This window comes from Phytoactinopolyspora alkaliphila (assembly GCF_010550695.1).
GTDB lineage: Bacteria > Actinomycetota > Actinomycetes > Jiangellales > Jiangellaceae > Phytoactinopolyspora > Phytoactinopolyspora alkaliphila.
Genome location: NZ_JAAGOB010000007.1, coordinates 79,081 through 92,461 on the forward strand (window position 1 = coordinate 79,081; position 13,381 = coordinate 92,461).

Genomic DNA, 13,381 nt, shown 5'->3' on the forward strand with positions numbered 1-13,381 from the left:
CGGCAGCCGGGGCATTTCCCGTCCTGTTCCAGCTTCCACGCCAGCGCGTGGTCGTGATCCAGCTCAGTCCACAGCGGTTCGCCGTCGGCGACTATGCGCCCTCGGAAGACGGAGAGAGGGATTCCCCGTTCTCCGCAGTAATCGAGTTCAGCCCTAAAGCCATCTTCTCGACGATACCGCTTGCGTATTTTGGGATTCTGGAACCCTCAGTATTCACCGAGTGGCAGGCGTCCCAGATTTCGGTCCATTTCTCCGGGGGGACGTGGTTACGCAGCCACTGAACCTGATCAAGGTCCATTTCCGGCCAGATAGCGCACTTCGACACGGCAGCGATAGAGAACCGTTCCCAATCGGTGGTCGTGTCGAGGTACGCCTGCGGGTTGATCTCGCGTGCCTCTGCCAGCTGTTGGCGCAGCTTGGTCTGCATTTCCTCATCAGCGGGGTACGACTCTTGGAGCGCTTTCCACTCGTTGAGGGGCAGCTTCTTGAACTGGTAGACCTTGGTCTTTTCCCGCACCGCCTGGTCAAGCTCGACGACACGTTCAGCCAACGCCCGCACGGCCGCCGGCTCCCGCAGCATCCCGACCGTGGTTTTGCGCTGCGAGGCGAGCTCGTTGAAGGCTGCCTCGAACTCGCCGAGCAACGCGAGGTCGAGGCAGACCTCGACCTCGCGGTAGCCCGTGGTGGCGTCCGCTTTCAGGGCCTCGAAATCGTTGCTCATTCGGTGACCAGCGTCGCCTTGTCGTTCCAGTCGTCGAGCGGGAACGGCACCTCGAACTGCTGGTAGGTGTCCTGCGCCGACGCGATCGGGGTGGGGTCGTGCGACGTGCCCCGGTACACCTCCAGCGGTGCACCCGTGGACGGCTCCAGCCCGAACCGGTGAACGATGATGTCACCCTCGAGCCCGTACTCGAACAGGTCCCACGCCTCGTCGCCGTCCCCGTCGGGGGTGTTGCGCGCGAACCGCAGGTTGATGTCCTTCTGCCGGGTGCCCGGCTTCTGGCCGATCTTCCCCGAACGCAGCATCGCGATCGACGCGTTGTTGTTCGTTGGGTTGATGCCGAGTCCGTCACTGGTGAGTTCGGTGAACTCCACAGCCGCGGACAGCTCGGCCTCGGTGACCTCCGATAGATCGGAGCTGGCGACGCCTCCGGCCAGGAACCAGACGGCGACGTTGTTCTCGTGTACGGCGCGCTCACCCATGGGTCAGCTCTCCTTCCCGGCGGTTGGCTGGGCATCGACCCAGCCGTTCCTGCGCAGCACCCGGGCCGCGCTCTCGGACGGGACCTTCACGGTGCGAGGTGCACCCTTGGGGCCCTTCAGTTTGGGGTGACGCAGGGTCACGGGCTTACCCATGGCGTTGTTCCTTCTCTCTCGGTGAAATGGGCGGGCGTCGGTCATGGCGGGGCGGGCAGTGACCAGATCCGGTACCGGTCGGCGGAGTAGTACAGCGGCGGCGTGGAGTCGGGGTCGCGCACGTCCGACGCGCCGGGCTCGTGGATGACGCGCTGAATCTTGCGGCCGGGCACGGCAAGCGAGCCGTTGAGCATCAGTGTTTTGACCTCGTCGAGTAGGTCGTTTGCCTGGTCGGGGTTGGCGCCCCAGCAGCTCGTTTGGATCGCGGGGCGGGCCTCGGTGTGGCGGACACGCAGACCGAACGGTGGCGCTTCGAGCGCGGAGATCCGCCACAGCACCACGTAGGCGACGAACGGCGACTGTCCCGGCGCGGCGGTCCAACCCGTGTCGGGCGGTTTGCGGCCGAGCGCGGCGGGAATGCCGTTCGCGGTCAGGTGGTCGCGGGTTGCGCGCAGATGCTCGGCGATGTCCAGGTCGACCTGGATGGCGGTCATCGCAGCAGATCCCCGCCAGCGTCGAGGATCTGTTCGGCCCACGAGCCTGCGCCGGCGTCAACGGCTGGCCCGATGACCGGCTGCGGCGGGTGATGCGAGGTGCCGTACTCCTGCAGCAGCGCGGCGTCGTCGCCCATAACGTAGCCGGCGACTCGGGAGCGGTCCCGAGACATGCGGCCCCGAATGGTTCCGGCGGCGCCGCGCATGCCTCGCCCGTACCTCGTCCAGCTTCCGAGCGCCGCCTGCTGGGCGTTGCTGGCGATCTGGTCGATCGCTTTCGCGCCAGCGCCACGCGCCCGCAGCGGCAGGGTCGCCGCGGCGCGGGACAGGTCGTTGGAGAGTTGGTCGAACTCGCTCACCGTGGCCTCCCCTCGACGCATGTCACGTAGCGCACGGCGCCCCACTCGTCGGTGGTGTCCTCGACGATGGTGAGCCACCGGCCGATCATCTTCGGATCATCGGATCGGATGAGGTGGAAGACGTCGCCCTCACGGACGTCGCTGTCCCACGGCACCCGCACGTCGTAGAGGTATTGCCGCGACGTCTGCACCCCGGTCTGAATGTCACGGTTGGCCCGCCCTGAGGTCGGCCTTGGCGTGCATGGCAGACACTCGTGGATGGTTTCCACGTTCGGGTACTCGCCGCGGGTGTGTTTTGCCCGGGCGGTCATCCTCGGCCGGGCTTCACGGCGCAGCATCCGGCGCATGTAATCGCGGCTCATGTCGTGGTGGTCGCCGCTCGTGTGCCGAACGCGCCAGCCACGATCGCTTGCGCTTCGCGGCGGCCGGTCGCCGCGTCGGAGGAGTCCGCGAACGACACCGAGTTGTCGGCGCCCTCACGGCGCTGCATCACTCGTTCAGGGTTGCCGAAACGGGCCTTGGCGTACTCCAGGACAGCCTCGTCGATGGCGGCCAGCTTCGCCTTTCCGCGGGCGGCGATCTCGGGAATGCTCGAAGACGCGTCGGCCTCGGCGCGGGCGAGACGGCCCGCGCCGACCATCCCGACCACCGTCACACGGCTCCGCCGCAGGATGGACCCGGCGCGGGACTCATCCGCCGCGGTCCACTCGTCCGCGGAGAACCCGAGCTCCACGCGGAGATCGTCAGCTGTCAGCGCCACTGGGGGTCGTGCCCTCGTCGGCGCTGCGTGCCTCGCTGGCCTTCTCGATCACGGCGATCATCTCGGCCTTGGTTTTGGCGTCGCCGAGGTCGATGCCATGTTCCTTCGCGTACTCGTCAAGCTGGGCCACGGTCCTCTTGTCGAGCGGCTTGTCGGCGGCGTCGGCCAGACCGCCGCCCTCGACGGTGATGCCGAAACGCGGCGACAACCTGCGCAGCGCGGCGGCCTGTTTCGCGGTTACCTCGGCTTTGCCGCCCTTGAACGACACACCGAGGCGGACAAGCTTCAGGGTGGGGTATTTGGTGCTGCGTGCCTGTGGCATGGGCTGGGTCTCCTCACAAGTGGTGGTGGAAAGCGGCTGGGCGAGAACGTCCCGCCCAGCCGATTCCCGGTGTCAGTCGCCGCCGTTGTCCGGCGCCTGCTCGACCCGGACGTGGAACGCGCCCACGCCGCGGGTCTTCTTCGCCGCGATGGCGACGGGCCCAAGTTCAGCCTCGCCGTGCTTCACCGCACCCTCCGTGGTGAAGTCCGGCAGCCATGTCCGCACGAGCTGGCCACCGACCACGGACACGCCGTGCACGGAGTCCAGACCGAACCGGACGGCGTACAGGTCGGTCTCGCCGTCCACGGTTGGGATGATCGGGTCGGTTGATCCGTCTTTCTCCCGCAGGTTCGCGAACGGCACACCCCGGTATGTCTCGACCTCGCGGCCGAACTCGTCCCGGATGCGCTCGTAGTAGTTCGCCCGCCGAGCTAGCGAGCGCAGCCGTGCGATGCCCTTGTCGCCGGAGATGATTACGTCGGGCAGGCCGTCGAGAGTGTCCATCCACTCGTCCAGCTCATCGAGAGCGTCGTGCACGGCAGCCGACCCATCGACACCGAGGGAGGGCGAGTCCCACGACTGGGTGGCGGTGTAGTCGGTGACGGTGCCCTGTACAACTTCGGCGAGACCATCGAAACCGGGGTCCTCCTGCGAGAAGTCCGCAGCGGTGCCGTTGATGAACTCGTCGTGGAACTTCGCCACCGCCGCCTTGATGAGCTGCCTCATCTGGTAGGTGACCTCGTTCGACGCCGCCGGGCCGAGGTTGGCCACGACACGGTCGACGGGGAACTTGCCACCCATCGGGACGAGATCGACGGTGTACCGCTGCCGGTGGGCCTCAGCCGGCGTGTACTCGGTGTTGATCTGCCGGGTGGCGGCCGCGCGCTCGGTGATGTGCCTGGTGTAGCCGTAGGTCAGCGTCGCGCCGTTCGTGCCCGGCGACACACAGTCGTCGAACGTGAGCGCGTTGAGCAGGAAGCTCGACTTCCGGAACTCGTCGATGACGGTGAAGTCAACGTCGTCCTGCGTGTTGACCTGGGCCATAGCGAGAGTGATCGCCATGATGTGGTCCTCCTGTTACTTGTAGCGGGCCGCGATCGCTTCGTTCATCGACTTCGGCCGCGATTCGGGGGTTTGGCGTGGGCCCTGGCCGGGTCCACGGCGCCCCCCGCCAGGGGGAGCCACGAGCAGCGGGTTGTTGTCCGCTGCGGTTTTGATCGCTGACTCCAGGTCAGCCTCGAACGTGTCGCTGGACGGGTCGAGCTTGCTCAGCGACTTGAGGAATGTGGCGCTGTCGAGCAGCGCGTCGGCATCGACGGCCGGACGGTCGCCCTTCGGTTTGGCCGCGGCCTTGTAGGCTGCCAGCTCGATTCGGGACTGCTTGGCCTCGCTCTTGGTATCGGTGAGGGCGGCCTGCAGCTGATCCGCATCGGGTGGGTCGTCACCGTCAACACCGAGCGCTTTGAGCACGGCCGACAGTTGCGCCTCTGCGGCGTCGGCGCGTTGCTTTTCGGCGGTCTTGGCGGTGCGGTGGTTGCCGGCTTCCTTGCGGGCGTCACGGAACTCCTTCACTACCGCGTTCAGCGCGTCCGGGATCTGCGCCCCGGCCGCCTTCAGCGACGCGATGGCGTCGAGTGCTTGCTGTTCCAGCGGCGTCGGGTCTCCACCGTCGTCTCCTGCGCCGGATCCGCCGTCGTCGCCTGCGCCACCGTCACCGCCATCTCCTCCGGCTCCGGCATCTCCGGTTCCGCTGCCGCCAGCGATGGGCCAGATGGGCTGGGGTTCGGTCTCGCCGCGGGCGCGGCGAGGCTTGCGCCATCCGATGGCGAGCAGGCCACTGCGGGGGTGTGTGGGTAGAGCTGTTGTGCTGGTCACGGTCCCTCCTGGGGATCGGGTAGGGTGCGCCCGCCTGGGGCGTTGGATACGAAGGTGTGGGCTGCCGGACGTCCTCCTCCGGCTGAGATATGACGGTGGCCCACGCACCCGTCTGAGGGTCAGGCGGCGATATCGTCCAGGCTGGTGAAGTGTTCGCCGTGCCGCCACAGCACGGGTCCGAGTTCGCCGTGGTGCACGATGTCGACGATCGGCAGGTCTGTGATCTCGATACCGAGGCGTTCCACCGCGCGCCGTGTGACGTCGTCGCTGAACTCGTCATCGAAGTGGAACTCGCGTTGCGAGTCGATGACCTGGCCCGGGTCTCGGGTTCCGGTGATGGTCTCGACGGTGCATCCACAGCCGGGATGGATCGGCATCAGCTCGCCGCGGTGGTACCGCTGGGTGGAGGCCACGATGCACAGGTCGCAGTTCTTGCCTGGCCCGAGGACCCTGCGATACCCCACCACGCCCGTGCGCCGGCTCATCGACTCGCGGCCCCCGAGTTGCAGCGCAAGCTGCACGTTGGTCGCGATGGTTTGCCGTGCCCGGTCTCGGCCTTGCCGTAGCGCCCCGGCCCACTCAGCTCCTCTGGACCGAGCGGTGCGGGCTTGCACGAACGACCGCATCCACACGTCGGTGTCGGGGACACCGCCACGGATCACACCCGGGGTCAGTCCGAGGATCTCGACAGCTTCACGGGTTTGCAGGGTAACGAGCTGCGCCAGGTACGCGTCGAGCATCGACACGGCCTGCGCCCGGGCTGCAAGGTCAACGCCTACAGCGGCGCCGATGAACGACTGGGCGTCTTGGTCGGTTGGTCCGGCCAGTTCGTCCCACAGGATCCGAATCTGCCGGTCGGCTTCACGTCGTAGCTGACGCTGGCGAGTCTCGTGGCGGCGGGTGAGAGCATTGACCATCAGGCGGCCCGATCGAGCTGGGGCTCACCTTCGGGGTCCTCGTCCTCCACCGTCCGCAGCAGCGATTCGAGGTTGCGTTGCCCCTTCGCGCGGGCGGTCTGCTGCGGCGTGTATCCGAGCTTCTCCCGCGCTTCCTCCCACGTGATCAGCCCACCGTCGAACTCCTTGATGACGCCGTCGACGAGCTGCCCGTAGGTTTGGAACTCTGGATCTGCCCACACCATCTCGCTGTCGGCTGCGGCTTCGCCGTCTCCGGCCATGATCCGCGCGATCCGGTTGGTTTCCTCCAGCGGATCACCCAACGTGAGGTGTTTGCGTCGGACCACGGCGACCAGACCTGTCTCAGCGGACTTGATCGCATCACCTGATGGCGACTGGCCCTCCTGGAACAGGTAGTGCCGCGGAATCCGCTTAATCGTGGACAGGTCCTGCAGGTCACGCTCGCGGCTTTTCAGGTAACCGGTGAGGTCGGTTTCGCCGAACTCGCCGAACTTGACCTTGTCACTATCGACGGTCCACAGCCGGTCCAGCCACGCGTCGAACGGCTCCACCGGCCGCATCAGCGGCTTACCGTCCGATCCCATCATGATCTCGCCGTTGGCGTCTCTGACCGGTTCTTCCTCGACCACGAGGCCGGTGGCGTAGCGCTGCTTGAACGCTGCGAACCACTGCGCAATGACCTGATTGAGGATGGTCTCGTTGATCCGGTCCTGGATGCTGGTGACGTCGGCGAGGTCGGAGTCACCACCCCAAAGCAGGTATTTCCTGGTTTTCAGCTTCGCCCGCGTCAGCCGGGGACGGTTCTCCAACGGCACGATCGGGATGCCCTTGTACCCGCCGGGGTTGCGGATCGGATCACCGTCTCGCTGCCACTGAGAACTACCGGACGGGCGCTTGAACGGCAGCAGCCAGCCCGGCAGGAACAGGTCCCCACAGTCGTTGCCGGTCCACTCGTCGACGTACATCTTCAACGCCGCGGCGCGGCGGTGCCGCGATCCCGGCTCGTTCTCGACGATGCATTGGCCGGGATCCTCGGCGGCGATGGTTGGATACTTGTCACCTTCGTGCCGCCAGATCGACATGAACGCTCGGCCCTTCGCGAACGCTGTCTCGATCGCCAGCGGCGCGTCGGCGTCCATGTTGGACGATTGCCAGATCTTCCACGAGTCCAGGTCGGCTTTGAAGTCACTGTCCGCGCCAAGCCGGAACCCGATTGGGCGGCACCGCTCGGCGACGGCGTCGATGACGGAACCCATAAAGTTCGCGTTGGACCGCTCGAGGACGGCCTTGTACGAGTTCCACACCCGTTGGCGGATCTTCTCCGGCATCCCCGGGAATGGGTGGTCACCGACAAAGTACCGCCACCACAGGTCCATGGTGGGGATGTCGTCCTCGATCTGGCTTTCAAGGCGGGAGATCCACCACTCCGGGGTCAGGACCTCCGCATCGTTGGGGAGATCAGCCGCCCCACTGGGGCCACGGTTGAGGTCGTCCACGGTTGACCTCCCTCAGAAGCCGTAGGCCTTCGTCACGCGCCGCACCTTGTGTGCGCCGGCCGCTATACCGTCCAGGCGTGCCCACCAGGCCAACGCGTCTCCCACAACACCGTCGATCTTCTTAGCTGACCGGGGAGCTTCCTTACGGACGAGGACGAGCTCTTTCTGTCCTTCGGGGTCGTCGTCGAGCACTCGCGCCTTCTTCACCCGTTTGCGGGCGTTGCGGTAGTGCGCCTCGATGCGCTCGTCGCCGTCGTGGCTGTAGTCACCGGCGGGAGTGTGGATGGCCTGATGAAGCGACTGCAGCGCCGCGGCCATCTGCCGGTCGCGGTTGGTCTCCCACTCGTGGACCCGGTCGTCGCCGTGGCGCGCCATCCATCCTCGGAGCCAGTCACGCCAGTACGCCGGGTCGTTGTAGCTGCGCCACACGTCAAACTCGGCGAACGCGGCGTCGACGGCGGCGTCGACCTCTTCCCACGGTGGTTCCCAATCGGGGTCGCCGTCGGCCTCCCAGATGCCAAGCGTGAAACAGAACCCGGACCAGGGACCCTCTTCAAGGACGCAGCCACGCAGCACGGTCGAGTCCGGGATCCGGTGGTCCGAGGTGCCGTGGGAGCCGTCGAACCCGATCGTGATCCGTGTGCCCGCCGGCGGGCGTGGCAGGTGCCCATCCTCGGCGCGCCGTGAGCGTTCCCGCCATGTCTCGATCTCGGCCCAGTCGTCCGCGTGCTGCGACGGGCGGTTCCCGGCGTAGCGGTCTGGTTCCTCGTAGCGGCCGGCGATGATCGCCTCGGCCTCGTTCTCGAGGTCGAGGAACTGCGCCGCACCACCGGACGCCTCGGCGAGCAGCTGGATGACCTCGTCGACGTCCTTGGACGATTCCAGCGACTTCGACGACTGCCGATGGTTCACCCGCAGGCCTGGGGCGCCCTTTTCGGCCGACTCGAACGTGGTCTCAGCGACCGAGTTCTGCCCGAGCCGGTACATCGTGGTGGTTTGGTGAATCCACGGCTCGGCGTCCTGACGTTTGAACGCGTTGCGGTGGACCGTCTTGTACATGCCGATCAGCTCGGGGAGCACGTACAGGTGCGTCTCGTCGGCGATGACGTGAGTTTCTTTGCCGCCGTCCTTCGAAGCGCTCGACGCGGTCGAGTAGCGGATCTCGCCGCCATCAGGCAGGTACACCCTCGTCGCGGTCTGCCAGTCTCGCCCGGCGTCGATATTCGGGAATGCGCGCCGGAGCACCGCGGTGCTGGTTTCCGGGTGCAGGGCGTAGGCCATGCCCCGGAATGTCTGCCCAGCCTGGTTCTCCTCGGTGGCAAGACACCGGATGAACGGGTACCGGATCGGCCGAGCAGCGGGGCTGCCGTCGGCGCGCCACCCGTCGAAGCGAACCTCGCCGAGGGCTTCGGCTGTCCCTACCTGACCGGCGAGGCCGGATTTCGACCAGCCTTTGCGCCGTGACAGCAGATACTCGTTGTAGGCGCGTCGGACCCGCAGGAACGCCCGGCATTTCCAGCACCGCCACGGTGCCGCTTCATCATCGAGCTGTTCGGCCGGCTGGACCGTGTGGCAGTCCACGCACCGGGGACGCGGTCGCAGCCGGTACATGTCCAGGACGACCGCGGCGCGCTCGGTGTCGACCCAGATGTCGATCGGCTGGCCTTGGACATCGCCCGGCCCATGCACAAGGTAGTGCTCGATCCAGTCGATAACACCGACGCCGAGGGAGACGATCGGCGCCATCAGTCACCAGATGCGGCAGCGAAAGCCGCTCGCCGACGTGCGGCGACCTCGTCCGGCACCTCCTCCGGTTGCGCCTGGGTGGACGACTCGGCCTCGTTCGGTTCGTCCCCGGGCACACCGATCACCCACTTCAGCTCGGCCATGCCTTTGGCTGTCAGACCGAACTGGCCGGCGAGCTGGCGCATCTCGACCTGATCACGAACTGACAGACGGCCGCGGAAGTAGTCGTCGTACATCGCCGCGAGCCGCGACAGCTCCCACACGGCAGTGTCTTCGTGCCACTGTGTGGCCTGGGGGGATCGCCACCAGGATTTCCACAGGTCGCGGGTAATGCCGAGCGGTCGCCGTTTCGGGCCCATGCGCAGCGGCGGAACGGGTCCGTCTCGGCCGTCCTCGGGCAGGTGGGTCCGCTCGGCAATCTTGACCGGCACGTTCCTTCGGCGCCGGTTCGCGGAATACTCGGGTCCAGGCATCGCTACCCTCCAGGGGCAGTCAGCGGGGAGGGCCAGCCGCCAGGGCCAGCCATGATCATTTGGGGAAATCGGAACCCGTACACCGGCAGAAGCCCTGCCCGCTACGGTCTCTGGGCGTTCGCTTCAGGGGTGGTACCCCACCCCTCTGACCTGCGGAAACGTGTCGGCTTCGGTGAGCTTCAAGCGTCTCGAGGTTCACGTTTGCTCTGGTCAGAGCGTTGGACCACTGCGCCATTTCGGCAGTATGCGTCCGTTGCTGTCGCGTTGAACGTCGTTCTTGAGCGTCTTTCGCGAATGATGTTTCTGACAAAGGAACTGAATGTTCGACGGGTGGTTGTTGGTGGCATCACCGTCGATGTGCTCACGGTGCAGACCTGTGGTCACAACGCATCCCGGCTCAGCACATGTGCGACCGTCAGCGAGATCACGGTCCCGGGCCTCCCGGTGGGCGGTGCCATACCCCCGCCTGGCGGGGCTAGGTCGCGCGCCGTCGACCCGTTTACGTTGGGCTGCCAGGTGACGGCTGCACAGCCCGGAACGGTCCGAGGTGAGTTCCGGGCACCGGTCAGGGTCCCCATGGTCCCCGGGTAGGTGGGCGCATGGGCGGGGGCGTCGGGCGGGCATGGGTGGGCCGGTATGTGCCTACGGGTGGGCGGTCACTAGCCACGCCCCATCAGCGCGGCGGGTGAGGTAGGCCAGCCACCCGTCAGGCATCCCCGCCTGGAGTGCGGCGGTGATCTGCCGGCCACGCCTGCGGGTGAACACCACCACCTGGGCGACATCACCGTGGTTGACCATGCAGATCTCGTCGCTTTCCAGAGGGATCCCGAGCGCCTTGCGTAACGCGAGGTTTCGTTCCCCGCCCCACGGCATCGTCAGGGCGTCCGCGATGCGGATGTCTGCGGGGACGGCGTTGTACGCGTCGATGACGGCCTGCTGGGTGGCGTCAGTCAGATCCACGGGATCACCACCTCGGACATGCGTAAGCCCCGCTGCGTTGGCGGGGCTTCATGCCACCTCTTGCGAGGATGACAGTTCACAGTGTGACAGCCCAGCCCATGGGGGTGCAACTCGACACGCGACCAGGTCATGACGCCTTCGCCTTGTTGCGTCGCTGCTCCTCAGCCGCGGCCAGGTCGAGGACGTCACCCAACCTGTAGGTGGGTCGGCCTTGCTCGTCGGAGCCGCGGCGGATGAGCCGGCCACGAGACGCCCACTGTCGTACCCGGTCGGCTCGGACCTGGGTATCCAGCCACGTCACGGCGCGGGCGATCTCGGCGGCTGTCATGAGGGTGTTCTCGGCGTGCTGGCGCAGTATCTCGCGTCGCCACGCTACGTCGTAGTGGGCGCCGCACACACGGCACGTGACGATGGACTTGCCGGGCAGTGCGTAGAGCCACTCTGGGCACTCTCCTTTCGGGGTTCGTGCCGAGCAGATCCCTGCAAACAAGCCCTCTGCTGGTCGGTCGATGACTTTCAGCGCACGGCGCGTGTGGCGATGCAGTGTGTTCGCGAACTCGCCAACGTCGGGGTGGTCCAGGAGCCGGTTGATGCGGGCATGCATCCACCGTCCGATGCCGGGAAGACCGCCCGTGGGGAGCGGCTCGACGTGGTCCCAGATCGCCATCGTCCAGGTCCACATCGCCCCAACGAACGCGGCCTGTACTCGGGCTACACGGTCGTCCCACGGCACGGGTGTCTCGCTGCTTCGACCGCCGGATCCCAAGACGGCCTGCCGAGTCCTGGCCAGGTCGAGGTCGTCCCCGATCGAGGGAAGCTCAGCGACCTCACGGACCATGCGCTCCTCACAGCTGCGCTCCTTCGTGTGGCACAGCGCCGAACCGCTCGTTGGCCGGCCACACCCCGCCGCGCACATCTGCTGATTCACTCGTCCTCCTGGTTGTCGCATCGGTTGAACCACCGCTGTGCCATGGCGAGTAGCCCCATGGATGCGTGCACAGGCTGCATCTCGGGCGTGATGTAGCTGTAGCTGGTGGCGTCGCCGTCCTCCGGCATCGCGGCGGCAGCAATGATGATCCATCCCGTAACGAAGCTCCCGTCATCCTCGTCAGCGACGTGAGCGCGCAGAGCTTCCTCAAGCGCTCGGGCGGTCTCTGCACTCATCGGTGGGTGTCCTCTGCTCGGCGGTTGGTGATGGTGTCACGGGTGGCGCTGCCTCTGCGTACAGCTCGTGGGAGATGGCCGAGGTGCCAGAACTGCCCGCACCGGTACGCGTTGAGCCGGCCAGCCCACGGTTGTTGCTTCGCGGCCTGTCGGGCGTCGCGCCGAGATCCATAGCGGACCTTGCCGCAGTCGGGGCAGGTGGACAGGCGAAGATCCGACGCGCTCATCCGAACCACCGTGCGATGGCCTCGTTCAGGAGCGTCTCGTTGATCCGGTCCTGGATGCTGGTCAGGTCTGCGAGGTCCTCGGTCGGTGAGGCGTCGAGGTATGCCAGTGCCTGCTCGATTCGGCCGTCGTCGCAGAGGACGACCCAGCCGTAAAACGTCGCGATGGGCACGCTGGCGGGGTTGACGTTGCGGCCTCGGATCTTCCACCCCGCCCGGTACGCCCATTCTGGGTGTTCCTCGACGTGACGGTGGCAGGCTTCGCAGAGCGTGACGAGATTCGCTGGGCGGTTCAAGCTGGCGTCGGAGGAGCCGCCCATGCCGCGTGCGATGCGGTGATGGACCTGCAGCGCGTCGATGCTGTGGCAGCGTAGGCAGCCGCCGTCACGCTCGAGGACCTGGTCCCGGGTGCTCTGGGTTGGGCCCGTGTAGCGGGGCCGGGGCTTCCGGATCGGTACCTGGCGGATCGGCAGCCCGCTGGTGAGTTCCCCGGAACGCGACATCGGTGTCGACCGCTTCAGCGGGGTTTGGCGTTGCAGCGGCTTGCGGCGTTTCACGCGGTCCTCCGGGCGGCTCGGATCTTCTGGCGGGCAGCGGCGAGAGCGGCCTCGACGTCGGGAGGTCGGTCCTCCGTGGCGACCGCGCGGTCACGGCCGCGGCGGAACTCGTCGAGGGCAGCGCGGTCACGTGCACGGCGGGCCGCAGCTCGGCGGAGTCGCTCACGTTCTGCGGCTTGGCGGGTCGTTGTGCCGCAGCCGCGGCAGTTCGGCGCTGAGGTGAAGCCGTGGCGGGGGCAGTCGCCCACCGCGTCAGCGGGGGGTTGGGGGGGGAAAGCTTTTGGAGTTAGGGAAGGGGTCCGCTGGGCCGGACCCTTACCGGACCCTTTCTCGGGTATTGGGTCCGGTGTGCCGGACGCTTTCTCGCCACCGATTGGGTCCAGTGGGGCGGACCCTTCCTCGTGGCTGTCGAGCGGGCCGTGCTCGGCGCAGCACCCGCCCGGCATCACAACGTACTCAGCGCGCCGGCCGCGATAGCCCGCAGACACCTTCACCAACAAGCCCGCGTCGACCAGCCCGGCGACGATCTCCAACGTTCTGGACTTCCCGACACCGGCCCACCGTTGAACGTTCTCCAGGCCCGGCATCGCCACACGCGTGTGCTTGTCCGCTGAGTCAGCGAACGCCATCAGGACCAACTTGGTCGACGGCGGCAAGTCGATCAGCGCGGCACGCTCA

At 66.9% G+C, this 13,381-nt stretch carries 18 protein-coding genes; all 18 read right to left on the reverse strand.

The window, feature by feature from the left end; all coding sequences use genetic code 11:
• Nucleotides 1-91: 91 nt before the first annotated feature.
• Entirely contained in the window at nucleotides 92-721 is a 630-nt protein-coding gene (locus tag G1H11_RS14135) for a hypothetical protein (protein WP_163819233.1), read from the reverse strand.
• Nucleotides 718-1,203: a phage tail tube protein gene (locus G1H11_RS14140; RefSeq protein WP_163819234.1), complete on the reverse strand. Its 486-nt coding sequence runs from the start codon at nucleotides 1,201-1,203 to the stop codon at nucleotides 718-720. Before G1H11_RS14140 ends, G1H11_RS14135 begins: the two co-directional genes overlap by 4 nt.
• A gap of 3 nt (nucleotides 1,204-1,206) precedes the next feature.
• Nucleotides 1,207-1,356: a hypothetical protein gene (locus G1H11_RS14145; protein WP_163819235.1), complete on the reverse strand. Its 150-nt coding sequence runs from the start codon at nucleotides 1,354-1,356 to the stop codon at nucleotides 1,207-1,209.
• Nucleotides 1,357-1,397: 41 nt separating this feature from the next.
• Complete coding sequence (locus G1H11_RS14150; protein WP_163819236.1) at nucleotides 1,398-1,850, reverse strand: hypothetical protein; 453 nt, start codon at nucleotides 1,848-1,850, stop codon at nucleotides 1,398-1,400.
• A complete protein-coding gene (locus tag G1H11_RS14155; protein ID WP_163819237.1) occupies nucleotides 1,847-2,209 on the reverse strand; it encodes a hypothetical protein in 363 nt (120 codons plus the stop codon). The genes G1H11_RS14150 and G1H11_RS14155 overlap by 4 nt, the downstream gene beginning before the upstream one ends.
• Nucleotides 2,206-2,571 carry a DUF6093 family protein gene (locus tag G1H11_RS14160; protein ID WP_163819238.1) on the reverse strand — a complete coding sequence of 122 codons (366 nt, stop codon included), beginning with the start codon at nucleotides 2,569-2,571 and terminating at the stop codon, nucleotides 2,206-2,208. Before G1H11_RS14160 ends, G1H11_RS14155 begins: the two co-directional genes overlap by 4 nt.
• Nucleotides 2,568-2,969 (reverse strand): hypothetical protein, encoded by a 402-nt coding sequence (locus tag G1H11_RS14165; RefSeq protein WP_163819239.1) that lies wholly within the window; start codon nucleotides 2,967-2,969, stop codon nucleotides 2,568-2,570. Before G1H11_RS14165 ends, G1H11_RS14160 begins: the two co-directional genes overlap by 4 nt.
• On the reverse strand, nucleotides 2,953-3,291 hold the full coding sequence (locus G1H11_RS14170; RefSeq protein ID WP_163819240.1) for a hypothetical protein: 339 nt from the start codon (nucleotides 3,289-3,291) through the stop codon (nucleotides 2,953-2,955). Before G1H11_RS14170 ends, G1H11_RS14165 begins: the two co-directional genes overlap by 17 nt.
• Nucleotides 3,292-3,363: 72 nt before the next feature.
• On the reverse strand, nucleotides 3,364-4,353 hold the full coding sequence (locus G1H11_RS14175) for a major capsid protein (protein WP_163819241.1): 990 nt from the start codon (nucleotides 4,351-4,353) through the stop codon (nucleotides 3,364-3,366).
• A gap of 15 nt (nucleotides 4,354-4,368) precedes the next feature.
• Complete coding sequence (locus G1H11_RS14180; protein WP_163819158.1) at nucleotides 4,369-5,166, reverse strand: hypothetical protein; 798 nt, start codon at nucleotides 5,164-5,166, stop codon at nucleotides 4,369-4,371.
• A 119-nt stretch (nucleotides 5,167-5,285) separates the two neighbouring features.
• The gene (locus tag G1H11_RS14185; protein WP_163819242.1) at nucleotides 5,286-6,083 is read right to left on the reverse strand and encodes a hypothetical protein; all 798 of its coding nucleotides are present in this window, start codon (nucleotides 6,081-6,083) and stop codon (nucleotides 5,286-5,288) included.
• On the reverse strand, nucleotides 6,083-7,579 hold the full coding sequence (locus G1H11_RS14190; RefSeq protein WP_163819243.1) for a phage portal protein: 1,497 nt from the start codon (nucleotides 7,577-7,579) through the stop codon (nucleotides 6,083-6,085). The genes G1H11_RS14185 and G1H11_RS14190 overlap by 1 nt, the downstream gene beginning before the upstream one ends.
• A 12-nt stretch (nucleotides 7,580-7,591) precedes the next feature.
• A complete protein-coding gene (locus tag G1H11_RS14195) occupies nucleotides 7,592-9,325 on the reverse strand; it encodes a hypothetical protein (protein WP_163819244.1) in 1,734 nt (577 codons plus the stop codon).
• Complete coding sequence (locus G1H11_RS14200; protein ID WP_163819245.1) at nucleotides 9,325-9,798, reverse strand: phage terminase small subunit; 474 nt, start codon at nucleotides 9,796-9,798, stop codon at nucleotides 9,325-9,327. Before G1H11_RS14200 ends, G1H11_RS14195 begins: the two co-directional genes overlap by 1 nt.
• A 642-nt stretch (nucleotides 9,799-10,440) precedes the next feature.
• Nucleotides 10,441-10,758 (reverse strand): hypothetical protein, encoded by a 318-nt coding sequence (locus G1H11_RS14205; protein ID WP_163819246.1) that lies wholly within the window; start codon nucleotides 10,756-10,758, stop codon nucleotides 10,441-10,443.
• 127 nt (nucleotides 10,759-10,885) lie between these two features.
• A complete protein-coding gene (locus G1H11_RS14210; RefSeq protein WP_163819247.1) occupies nucleotides 10,886-11,686 on the reverse strand; it encodes a hypothetical protein in 801 nt (266 codons plus the stop codon).
• Entirely contained in the window at nucleotides 11,683-11,922 is a 240-nt protein-coding gene (locus G1H11_RS14215) for a hypothetical protein (RefSeq protein ID WP_163819248.1), read from the reverse strand. Before G1H11_RS14215 ends, G1H11_RS14210 begins: the two co-directional genes overlap by 4 nt.
• A gap of 223 nt (nucleotides 11,923-12,145) precedes the next feature.
• Entirely contained in the window at nucleotides 12,146-12,703 is a 558-nt protein-coding gene (locus G1H11_RS26540; RefSeq protein ID WP_216843758.1) for an HNH endonuclease, read from the reverse strand.
• Nucleotides 12,704-13,381: the final 678 nt, after the last annotated feature.

What these genes read in the sequence shown, in the direction of transcription:
- G1H11_RS14135 (WP_163819233.1), bottom strand. Translation starts at nt 721, where the DNA reads ATGAGCAACGATTTCGAGGCCCTGAAAGCGGACGCCACCACGGGCTAC.
- G1H11_RS14140 (WP_163819234.1), bottom strand. Translation starts at nt 1,203, where the DNA reads ATGGGTGAGCGCGCCGTACACGAGAACAACGTCGCCGTCTGGTTCCTG.
- G1H11_RS14145 (WP_163819235.1), bottom strand. Translation starts at nt 1,356, where the DNA reads ATGGGTAAGCCCGTGACCCTGCGTCACCCCAAACTGAAGGGCCCCAAG.
- G1H11_RS14150 (WP_163819236.1), bottom strand. Translation starts at nt 1,850, where the DNA reads ATGACCGCCATCCAGGTCGACCTGGACATCGCCGAGCATCTGCGCGCA.
- G1H11_RS14160 (WP_163819238.1), bottom strand. Translation starts at nt 2,571, where the DNA reads ATGAGCCGCGATTACATGCGCCGGATGCTGCGCCGTGAAGCCCGGCCG.
- G1H11_RS14170 (WP_163819240.1), bottom strand. Translation starts at nt 3,291, where the DNA reads ATGCCACAGGCACGCAGCACCAAATACCCCACCCTGAAGCTTGTCCGC.
- G1H11_RS14175 (WP_163819241.1), bottom strand. Translation starts at nt 4,353, where the DNA reads ATGGCGATCACTCTCGCTATGGCCCAGGTCAACACGCAGGACGACGTT.
- G1H11_RS14185 (WP_163819242.1), bottom strand. Translation starts at nt 6,083, where the DNA reads ATGGTCAATGCTCTCACCCGCCGCCACGAGACTCGCCAGCGTCAGCTA.
- G1H11_RS14195 (WP_163819244.1), bottom strand. Translation starts at nt 9,325, where the DNA reads ATGGCGCCGATCGTCTCCCTCGGCGTCGGTGTTATCGACTGGATCGAG.
- G1H11_RS14200 (WP_163819245.1), bottom strand. Translation starts at nt 9,798, where the DNA reads ATGCCTGGACCCGAGTATTCCGCGAACCGGCGCCGAAGGAACGTGCCG.
- G1H11_RS14215 (WP_163819248.1), bottom strand. Translation starts at nt 11,922, where the DNA reads ATGAGTGCAGAGACCGCCCGAGCGCTTGAGGAAGCTCTGCGCGCTCAC.